Source organism: Serratia sp. GW822-FHT06D09 (assembly GCF_058799515.1).
Genome location: NZ_JBXALO010000011.1, coordinates 119187 through 129276, shown reverse-complemented (window position 1 = coordinate 129276; position 10090 = coordinate 119187). Strand labels below are relative to the sequence as shown.

At 47.3% G+C, this 10090-nt stretch carries 8 protein-coding genes; 4 read left to right on the top strand and 4 right to left on the bottom strand.

What is annotated here, in order from left to right:
* Positions 1-273 precede the first annotated feature (273 nt).
* The 3 genes from AC1RKG_RS21735 to AC1RKG_RS21725 all read right to left on the bottom strand — a co-directional run bounded on the left by AC1RKG_RS21735 (position 274) and on the right by AC1RKG_RS21725 (position 4510).
* Entirely contained in the window at positions 274-1224 is a 951-nt protein-coding gene (locus AC1RKG_RS21735) for a DUF5677 domain-containing protein (protein ID WP_200922976.1), read from the bottom strand.
* Between the two features lie 116 nt (positions 1225-1340).
* The gene (locus tag AC1RKG_RS21730; RefSeq protein ID WP_493183705.1) at positions 1341-2138 is read right to left on the bottom strand and encodes a hypothetical protein; all 798 of its coding nucleotides are present in this window, start codon (positions 2136-2138) and stop codon (positions 1341-1343) included.
* A 1547-nt stretch (positions 2139-3685) separates the two neighbouring features.
* Complete coding sequence (locus tag AC1RKG_RS21725; protein ID WP_187961783.1) at positions 3686-4510, bottom strand: phytanoyl-CoA dioxygenase family protein; 825 nt, start codon at positions 4508-4510, stop codon at positions 3686-3688.
* A gap of 615 nt (positions 4511-5125) precedes the next feature.
* Here AC1RKG_RS21725 and AC1RKG_RS21720 point away from each other — a divergent pair.
* The 3 genes from AC1RKG_RS21720 to AC1RKG_RS21710 all read left to right on the top strand — a co-directional run bounded on the left by AC1RKG_RS21720 (position 5126) and on the right by AC1RKG_RS21710 (position 8634).
* Positions 5126-6472: an MFS transporter gene (locus tag AC1RKG_RS21720; RefSeq protein ID WP_493183704.1), complete on the top strand. Its 1347-nt coding sequence runs from the start codon at positions 5126-5128 to the stop codon at positions 6470-6472.
* 40 nt (positions 6473-6512) lie between these two features.
* On the top strand, positions 6513-7649 hold the full coding sequence (locus AC1RKG_RS21715) for an FAD-dependent oxidoreductase (RefSeq protein WP_046372913.1): 1137 nt from the start codon (positions 6513-6515) through the stop codon (positions 7647-7649).
* A 94-nt stretch (positions 7650-7743) separates the two neighbouring features.
* On the top strand, positions 7744-8634 hold the full coding sequence (locus AC1RKG_RS21710; RefSeq protein WP_493183703.1) for an alpha/beta hydrolase: 891 nt from the start codon (positions 7744-7746) through the stop codon (positions 8632-8634).
* A gap of 93 nt (positions 8635-8727) precedes the next feature.
* Here the strand turns inward: AC1RKG_RS21710 and AC1RKG_RS21705 are convergent, their stop codons facing one another.
* A complete protein-coding gene (locus AC1RKG_RS21705; RefSeq protein ID WP_020828133.1) occupies positions 8728-9102 on the bottom strand; it encodes a winged helix-turn-helix transcriptional regulator in 375 nt (124 codons plus the stop codon).
* Positions 9103-9225: 123 nt separating this feature from the next.
* On the opposite strand from AC1RKG_RS21705, the gene AC1RKG_RS21700 reads away from it, so the two are divergent.
* Positions 9226-10059 (top strand): enoyl-CoA hydratase/isomerase family protein, encoded by an 834-nt coding sequence (locus AC1RKG_RS21700; protein WP_187961779.1) that lies wholly within the window; start codon positions 9226-9228, stop codon positions 10057-10059.
* Positions 10060-10090: the final 31 nt, after the last annotated feature.

Genomic DNA, 10090 nt, shown 5'->3' with positions numbered 1-10090 from the left:
CGGTTGCCAGAATATGCAGCCAGAATGAGGCCGGTTATTCCTGATTATGAATGGATCACATACGGGGAGCGGGTCAGGTACTCTTAATAAGGAAGATATGCTTGCTTTTTATGCGGGCGATGAAATAAAGGAGCGTTTCAGACTGGCTGAACGCGAGATCGCTGAGCTATGAGCGTAGGCCGACAATGAACAAAAGCGCGTAAACCCCACTGGTTTAAACGCTTCTGCCGGATAAAGAAAAATAATTGATTCCTTGAGCGTTTGTTATAATGTTTACTCCGCCTTGTCTAAAAATATACCTAGCCGATTCTGAAGCTCTTCGAAACGTTCTTTACTTTCCTGTTCGTTGGCGCTCGGAACACCCGCATCTTTGGCTATCTCTTTAGTGGCATCGTTAAGCCTTGATAGCAAAACTTTAAATTTTGACAAGCTTTCTTCTTCTATCATGTTGTGTCGAATACAGCAAAAAGTCACAGCTTCTACAAAGGTGCTAGTCACTATTCGTGACATCATTACCGAGTACGAACAAGCCTCAAATGCAATTAAATACCTAGCTTCTGGAGGAAGTTGAAGTGTCATCATATGAAGAATTGTATCTTCGGCGGTCATATGACTTGATCCACTTAATCTATGATAGATTGAGAAATAATCACACGCTTTCCCCAGTGTCTCAAAACGTTTAAATAGTGAATTCCACCACAGATCATTGTATTCACGTGGTGTAACAGAAAAATTAGTTTTAGCCAATTCAACGTAATCAGAGTAAGTTGAAATCGCAGCTATTCGTTTGTCAATTAATGGAATTACTTGCGCTGCATACTCTTTCGTCGATACTTCTTTTTTCCATTCATTGAGTTTGCGAGTATGTTCATCATACCATTTAGCCATGTATGCCGTAATTGTACGTTCATCACCATGCAAGGACATATACATCAGATTGATAGATGACTCTTGAACGACTCGAGCTAGGGCTTCTGCACTAGGAAAGCATTGCGTAGCAACGCAACATAGCATTCCCTCGATTTGTTCAAAGATTCTGCCTATTAAATTAAGATGGGAATGGACAATAAAGGCATCTTTCTCGGTTTGATTATCAATATACGCTATATGGTTAAACGAAAGCTTATTGGCTTCAGTTGCACATTCAAGAGCGACTTGAATACTTGATAAATTGATATTTTTATCAAATCCACACTTCTTTCTAAACTCAGTTAAATGATTCACTGAAACCTCTTTTAAAACATAACGAAAAGAACAGTTGCAAAATATATGGCACTAAATTTTGCGGAGGAAAATTCGGAAAATATCTTTTGTCAATTTATTCGTCTTGTTATGTATCGTTACCATTCTATTTCATTAAATTGATCACGAACATAATGAACTAAATCAGTATGAGAATATATAAACTCTTGTACAATATTACTGACTTCAGTACTAACATAATCAATCTGGTCAGGGGAAAGATATTGCTTATTTAAAACCATATTCCCACGGTCATCATTTACATAAATATTGTAACATGGTTGAGGTATAGAAACTAAGTTAAACATGTCGCTAATAGTTATAAGATTTAACCCACTAATACTTCCAGTAATCCAACAATTCAGTTTTTCTATATTTGATATAAATGTAGTCCATTTTATGTCCAACTGTCTATCTTGAAATGGATAAAGATGTGGATTTCCCTTGAGAAAATTATCGAACATATCCTTCGCTTCGAAACGAATAGAAACTCGGTTAGGAAGTTCCATTGACATTCCTCTTAATTCTAAGATTGGAATGTATTTGAATAAAGTATTTAAAGCTAAAAGATCTTCAAAATATCCTCGATTATTATTAAGTCTATTATAAACATAAGTTTCATGGTTATTTTTAATTTGGTGTAATCTGCTGACGGGATATTCATTTGGCTTACAATCAACAATTGTATGATCAATAGAGCACAGAAGAATTAAATTTTCATACCTATTATCATTTTCTAAATTATCTTCACCTCTTGGTCCACTTGAATTTTTAGCAATTACATGTGCCATCTGCCCTATTTGTACATTTTCTTCAATTAATACTCTTTTGCAAATATTACATCTTCCAGCCGACAGTCCATATAATTTTTTTATGGTTGATTGGTTAATGCTCATATTTTTCTAACATCCATTGTTTAATAATGAAAATAAAAGTTATTAGACAGAAAATGTCTACCCGAACTTTTCAATATAAAACACTTTATATAATGTTTTCAACTTTTAGTTTATTCCGACTAAGCTTGGCGAAACCTATCTTGATAGAAATCAGTTTTGGACTAGGCAGATCTTAAAATACAGACACTTTCCGCCTAACACACCATAGTAAACTCGGTACATAGTTACTGATTATTCAAAGCAGGTCAACTGATGGCAACTGTATCGAGTCAACTTTGAGAGATAGAAGCAGTTTTTGTGAAAAGTAAGTGATAGGTTTTAGAACAAGAGTCAGTACCACTTACTCTGATTAGGCACTAGTAGGCGAGCGCGTTACTTGGTCGAGGATTTACTCGGTTTTAGATCCGGAGTGTTTCCTGGTGTTTTCTTGTTGTCACGTCGACGTTGATCTGGCTTGCCGGTCGACTTGGCTATTGGTTTTGGTCCTGGTTTCAAATCCATGAATTAATCCTTTTATTTTGTGTGGTTATCCCTCATTGTATAATCTTTGGGCACTGCGTATAGCTTTCAATATGTGTATGAAACATAATCTAAAAATATCCTTAAGCTTCCTTGCTGGTAACTCAGGTTTTGGTGCGCTATCTAAAATGTACAGTGACAGGTTGGATACAGAAGGTGGATAGAATTACACTGGGCCCACGAGTGCTTACGGTTGAAGAGAAACAAGAGTTTCATCTTGATATGCAAGAATCCTCAGCTTGGGCTAAAGCAGAACTAAAACGTCGACGAGCAGTAAAAAATCAAAAAAATTCTGCGCATGGTATAGATGATGGTATCGATAGCGGTCACCTTTCTAACTAGCTGTTATATATATTTATTTCTTTCTCATTGATATTCGAGTGGGAATGATGAACCGCTAATCACTGACTATCAGTGATGATTTAAAAACCCCCGTTGCGGCTATGCTGTGCGGGGGTTTTCTTTTTCTGACTATCAACTGCTATTTGCGGAAGCATTCATTTTCTGACGGTACCTTTGAGGGTATATCACATTTCGCTGTACTCTCCAGATAATCCGTCCGACACCACTTTGGTAATTTTTGAAGGTATTAATCACAGCCGAGAATTGCCGACATGCTCACCGATACGAAACATTCTAAAAGCACGTTTCACTGCAAATGTAGCAACATGGCTTGTAGATGTTATTTTTTCATCATAAATATATGCTAGGTTGATTCTGCTAATTATATAAAAAACAGAAACGGCATATATACCAAGTTTTCCAAGAAAGAACTCACTACCAATAACGTCAATTGATGACCCGGTAGACATCGACCATGAAGTATAGTGATAGATAACAACCGACAATGCCATCAGCTAAAGAAGATAATACATTTATTTTACATAATTTTTGTGCTGATGCTCTTTTATCCTGCTCAGTATAAAATATTTTTAAGTACAAAGATTATATAAACGAAAACACAAATAGTATTACAAAAAAATTTCTAATGGTAATAAAGTTAGGCCGGAGAAGCCCCGGCCATCATGCTACAAACCCTCTTCAAATCTGAGGGTTTTAACGCCATTACTATGAAGTTCATTTGACAATTTTTCAGATAAAACGTATTCGCTTCCGCCAGATTGTTCTATCTGCCTGCGCATGTTTGTACGGGAAAAATCATAGGTGAAAATGTTCGGGGCGCCAAATGTAAAAAAGAAGCTTCGTTTTGGTTTGCCAGCTTTAAGACTGCAATAAAAATCTCGTACTTTGCGACCAATATTTGACTTACCGTTCAAATCACCGAGTATCCTTCCTGCTTTCAGCAACCCTCGCTCAACAACATCATACTCCTTGCCTGCATGAGTAATTCTAACGTCAAAAATCACTACATCCCCCGGCTTGGTTGCCAGCGATATTGCCTCTCCTTCAGTTAGATTATCCTTAAGATGAGAACCAACTCGTACCGACATTCCATTTCCATCAGTGGAATGGTCATTCATGTAGATGCCCATTTTGTACACGCGGCAATCAGGGGTAAAATATGGCTCAGAAAAATAGGCTCCTTTAGCATCGTCTTTATGCCAACCGAACCCCATATTGTGATGAATGTCCGCATGTGATGTAAATACGAAATCGTCCTGGCCAAAAACGGATCGGTAGGCTTTTAAAACATTGGGATGGCTAATAACCCATGAGAACTCTGGCTCTTCAACCGCTATGTTAGGCTGGGTTAAGCCATAGCGATATGTTACGCCTTTTCTTTGAAAAAATTTGTGGATAGAAGAATTCATCCGAGCCATTTCTTCTGGGGTAAAGAGGTCACGGAAAACTACAAAGCCGTCACGCTCAATCAAATCCTTAGCTGTATGCATAATTAACCTTGCGAAGTAATTTACAAATGTTTGCTTTTTGTAATATGAGTGTTACACAAATATACATTTTGTAAAGTACATGCAAATCAGTAATCGCTTTTTAAAAAACGAACAGCTTTTTCTGGTGACGGCATAAAAGACGGTATCTGGTTTCACCGAAAAAAATAAAAGTTTGTAAAGTCAATTGGTTGCATTATTTATAAATAATTGGATTAGATTAACCGCTAATCACTGACTATCAGTGATGATTTAAAAACCCCCGTTGCGGCTAGGCTGTGCGGGGTTTTCTTTTTTCCGACGCCCACAAAATATTCCCTTTGCGCGCCTCCTTGTATTCATTTTGGTTATACCAAAGATCCCTTTTTTGATTATTCCCTGATATCAGCACAGCCCTATACTCGATCAATCCCTGCTCTCTGGAAAACCTGCCCCTGCAGCGCTACCCAGTAAAACACCAGGTTATGCATAAGCTCCGGAACTGGCAGAAGGTAAATCATTACTAATCAGTATGTTGATGCCATTTCATTCACCGGTTAATCCCGGGTCTTCCTGCCGGTGGTGGCGTGCTTTTCATGATGCAAGGTAATACAAAAACAAGAAAAGAGGATTTTTGCCATGAACAAACAATCCGTCACCGACATTGTCGATCAAAGCCCGATCGGTGGTTTACAGATAATGACGCTGCTCTTGTGTTTTATTGTATTGATGATTAATGGTCTGGATGCCAGCGCGATGGGTTATATCGCCCCTGAATTGGCTCAAGAATGGGGGATTGATCGCGCCGAGTTGGGCCCGGCTTTCGCTGCAGGTCTGTTCGGCATGTTACTCGGCAGTTTTATTTGTGGCCCCGCGGCGGACCGTTATGGGCGCAAAACGGTGTTGCTGATCTGCTCGGTTATCGTCGCTTTAGGCACCCTGGGTTATGCCTTTTCCTCATCGATTACCGTGCTTGTGGCACTGCGGTTGCTAACTGGCATGGGACTAGGCGGCGTATTGCCCGGTTGCATTACTCTGGTGTCAGAGTATTCGCCCATTCGCTGGCGCATGTTGCTGGTCACCTTGAGCTTTTCCGGTTTTACCTTGGGTATGGCGCTCGGCGGCTGGGTGGCCGACTTGCTGCTGCCGGTGCTGGGCTGGAGAGGCCTGCTCTTTGTGGGCAGTATCGCTCCTTTGGTGATGCTGCCAGTGCTGTATTTCATGCTCCCTGAGTCGATCTGTTTCCTGGCCAACAGGCCGCAACAGAGAGCTAAATTACTGCGGATCGTCGAACGGATTGGCGGCCATAGGAAGTGGCAGGACGTAATCTTTACCGACGGTATGGACAGAAAGCCCGGCGAAAAAAACCTGCAGCTGTCTCCCGTGGCAGCGCTATTTTCTGAAGGGCGAACCGAGCGTACGCTGCTACTCTGGCTGACCTTTTTCTGCTGCTTATTCTCGTTCTACCTGTTGAGCAATTGGCTACCCTCGGTATTGCGCAGCAGCGGCTTTGACGCTCGGATGGCCTTATATGTTGCCGCAATGCTGCCGCTGGGGGGCATGATTGGTGGCATCATCACCGCACTTCTCATCGATCGAATCGGTATCGCCAAAATACTCCCTCCTTTAGCCTTATTGGCCTCGGTCGCGCTGCTGGTTACCGGCAGCCAGCTCGGCAGTTCTACCCGTTTATTGGTTTGCGTTTTTTTCGTGGGTTTTACCCTCACGGGAGCATTGAACAACATCAGTATTTTGAGCGCTGGCCTTTATCCCACCACGGCACGTGCGACCGGAGTGTCATGGGGGATCGGCGTGGGTCATGTGGGTTCCATCACGGGGGCTTATCTTGGCTCTTGGCTGTATACCGTGGTTGGTGATTTGCAGAATTTTTTCTACTGGATGGCGATTCCCGCATTAATTGCCGCTTTGGCGTTGTTCTGCATGACCAGGAGAAAGGATCTGTTTGCGGTACAGGCGGGTTCTTAACGACGGGTACGATCAAAACAAACGGGGCTGAGGAGAGGGTATGAAGCAACTGCATGCAGAAATTGCTGGGGCAGGTATCGCCGGGCTTACGGCGGCGGCGGCGCTGGCTCAGCGTGGCTGGAGCGTGAGAGTGCATGAGCGTTCGGCAAACCTGCGCACCTTTGGTGCGGGCATCTATATCTGGAGTAATGGGCTGCGTGTGCTCGAGGCGATTGGAGCCTATGACGAAGCTATGGTGGGGGCACACGAAGGGGCCGTATTCCAGACCCGGGATCACGGCAACGCAACGATGGAGGATATTCCGATCAACAGCAGCGGTGCCCCACGTCTGGTTACCATCTTGCGCGAGCGGCTGCTGCTGTCTTTGCTCAATGCGGCTCGCCGCGCCGGTGCCGAAATTGTCAGCGATTCCGAGGCGGTGGGGGCGACACCGGATGGAAAGCTGCTGATGGCGGACAAGCGAACGCTGTCAGCCGATTTGGTGATCGGCGCTGACGGTATCAACTCACGGGTGAGAGAATCTCTGGACCTGCTGATGTACCGCAAGCCGCTGCACTATGGCGCGGTCAGAATGATGTTGAAGCGCGATGACGATGACGTACCGCCTGCAGATCGCTCGAACTACATTGAGTACTTTTCAGGCACGAGGCGGATCCTTTATACGCCCGCCAGCGCGACCGATCTTTATGTTGCACTGTGCTGCGCTGAGGACGATGTGGGTGCCTATCAGCTTCCGATTGCCCCGGAACTTTGGCGCAAATCCTTCCCACACCTTTCCGGCCTGATCGCACGTTTTGGCGAGGCCGGCCGCTGGGATGCTTTTGAGGTGCTGAAGCTCAAGGCCTGGAGCAAAGGGCAGGTGGCGATCCTCGGCGATGCAGCCCATGCGATGCCGCCTTACCTCGGCCAAGGGGGCGGTTGCGCACTGATGAATGCTCTTGGATTGGCGGTCAGTCTGGAAAATAACCGGGATATTCCGGCGGCGCTGGCAGCCTGGGAAGCGCAGGAAAGGCCGTTGACCGAACATACCCAAGACACGGCGGAACGCATGGGGCATATGAACCTGTGGCCAGACGACGTTCGTTCGGCCGTTTTGCGTATCACCGGACGCTGCGAGCAGATCGGCGCAGAGCGTATGAAAACGGCGTTAAGCCTGCCGACGGGCACTTTGGCCTGATCATTGCTCCGGCCCGAGAAACGGGGCCGGGAGTAACCACTTTTTTAGTCCGCAGCCGCTGGGATAAGGCGGTGTTCATCAGGGAGGTTGAAAAATGACGCTTTTGGCAGACGAAGTGTTTATGGATCCGGCACGCCTCAATGAGGATTACGATGCACGCGCTACGGTAGGTGTCGATGGCTTTGCCAAAGAAATGGCGCGTTATCGCTCGCAGTCTGAAAAGATGAAACTGGCTTATGGCCTCCATTTTGATATCACCTATTGCCAGAAAAGTGGCCAGGCTCTGGATATTTATGGGCCAACGGTGAATGGAAACGGGCCGCTGCTGCCCGTTTTTCTTTTTATTCACGGGGGATACTGGCGAGCGCTGTCGAAAGCAGATTCCGCGATGATGGCGGGCACATTGGCGGCAAATGGCATTGCCACGGTGGTTATAGATTATCCGCTTGCGCCGGCAGCCGGCATCGGTGACATCGTTCATGCCGTACGCAGTGCGGTGGCGTTCATTTGGCGGCGGGGACATGAGTTTGGGCTGGATCCGCAACGGATCTCGCTGGGTGGCAGTTCTGCTGGTGGCCATTTGCTTGCAACACTATTAGCACCAGGCTGGCATGCAGCCTTTGGCGTGCCGACCGATGTGGTGAAGTTTGCTTTTCCCATCAGCGGGCTTTTTGAACTCGCACCTTTGATGAAGACGCACGTGCAGGCATGGCTGGCACTCTCCGACACCAGCGTGGCCGATTACAGCCCGATGCGTCACATCCCTGCGCCGGGGTGCCCCATCACCGTTGCCTGGGCTGAAGGCGATCCGCCCGGCTTCAAGCGGCAGTCCGAAGCCTTTGCCGCTTTGTATAAAGCGGCCGGTGCGGAAACGAATATGCTCGAGGTGCCCCATTGCAACCATTTCGATGTGCTGATGGAGTGGGCTGACCCGACTTCTCTGCTTTCCAGGACGCTGATCTCGGGAATATTCCGCAACCTCTGATCGCCTCCCACTCATTTCTAGAGTTTCGGTTATCGCCGGGTGATTACTGGATGTATGCGGCCATTCATCGCAAGGAAAAGTGAGGCAGGAGCCTCACTGTTCAAGCTGCTGGTTTTGCTCATCATATCTGCGCCGGCAGTCCTGAATAGCCTCCATATTCCCCATAGTCCACTCAAACAGAATAGAGAACGGCCCTTGCAATGACTGGCCGAGCGGCGTCAGCGAATACTCGACGCCGAGCACCCGCCCATCCAAAACCTTGCGGTTCACCATGCCGTTACGCTCCAGCTTGCGCAGCGTCTGGGTGAGCACACGTTGAGTGACGCCATCAAGGCGACGCTTGATCGCATTGAAGCGCCTCGGCTCACGCAGCACCTCCAGCACCATCATTGACCATTTGTCCGCGATCTGGTCGAGAATGATTCGGCTCGGGCAGTCAGCGCGGTAGACAGTTTCATTCGTCTCCATCGGTATCCTCCAGCATCCCTGGGATGCTTCAAGTGCGTAATTGACGCCAGGTATGCAAAGTATACCATTCGATCGGCGGCGCGAAAGTCCAGCGCCGATACCCTGACAAACAAGGACATCGACATGAAAGATACCGATTTCAGCAAACTCAGCTTGTCTCACGCAAAGGGGGTCATGACGATCACCCTCAATAATCCGCCGGTCAACGTGCTTGATGTGGCTTTGATGTCGGAAATCAGCCGCTTACTGCGTGCCGTGCGTGACGACCCGGATACTCGCGTGCTGGTTTTCCAGAGTGCGGATCCGGAGTTCTTCATCGCTCATGTCGACATGACCTTAATCGATGAACCGCACGCTTTTGATGAGCTGGCGCGTAATGCGCCGGAAGGGCTCAACCCGTTCCAGGCATTCGGTGAGTTGCTGCGCAGCCAGCCCCAGGTGACTATCGTTAAGCTTGCCGGGCTGGCGCGTGGGGGCGGCGCAGAATTCGTTGCGGCGGCCGACATGGCTTTTGCCGCCGAAGGGCGGGCAGGACTGGCCCAATGCGAAGCCTTGATGGGTATTACGCCCGGTGGCGGCGCGACGCAATACCTGACGAACCGCATGACGCGTGGTCGCGCGCTTGAAGTGGTCCTGGGGGCCGATCTTATCGACGCGGCGACCGCAGAGCGCTATGGCTGGATTAACCGCGCCTTGCCCGCATCCGAACTCGACGACTTTGTCGAACGCCTGGCGCACAACATTGCGGCACTGCCCGAAGGGGTTATCGCGGCGGCCAAGCAGGCGATGCCGGCGGCAGATCTGCGGGAAGGTTTTTATCGTGAGCATGAGGCCTGGGCGGGGCTTTTTGAACGTCCTGCAGCGGAGAGACGCATTCGGGACGGACTGAAGGCGGGCGCCCAAACCAAGGTAGGTGAGCGCAACCTCGAAGGCCTGCTGCGCAATCTTGGTGCCTAAGCGGCAGTCTCAGCCGCAATCTTGCCGATGC

What these genes read in the sequence shown, in the direction of transcription:
- AC1RKG_RS21700 (WP_187961779.1), top strand. Translation starts at nt 9,226, where the DNA reads ATGAAAGATACCGATTTCAGCAAACTCAGCTTGTCTCACGCAAAGGGG.
- AC1RKG_RS21730 (WP_493183705.1), bottom strand. Translation starts at nt 2,138, where the DNA reads ATGAGCATTAACCAATCAACCATAAAAAAATTATATGGACTGTCGGCT.
- AC1RKG_RS21715 (WP_046372913.1), top strand. Translation starts at nt 6,513, where the DNA reads ATGAAGCAACTGCATGCAGAAATTGCTGGGGCAGGTATCGCCGGGCTT.
- AC1RKG_RS21705 (WP_020828133.1), bottom strand. Translation starts at nt 9,102, where the DNA reads ATGGAGACGAATGAAACTGTCTACCGCGCTGACTGCCCGAGCCGAATC.
- AC1RKG_RS21720 (WP_493183704.1), top strand. Translation starts at nt 5,126, where the DNA reads ATGAACAAACAATCCGTCACCGACATTGTCGATCAAAGCCCGATCGGT.
- AC1RKG_RS21725 (WP_187961783.1), bottom strand. Translation starts at nt 4,510, where the DNA reads ATGCATACAGCTAAGGATTTGATTGAGCGTGACGGCTTTGTAGTTTTC.
- AC1RKG_RS21710 (WP_493183703.1), top strand. Translation starts at nt 7,744, where the DNA reads ATGACGCTTTTGGCAGACGAAGTGTTTATGGATCCGGCACGCCTCAAT.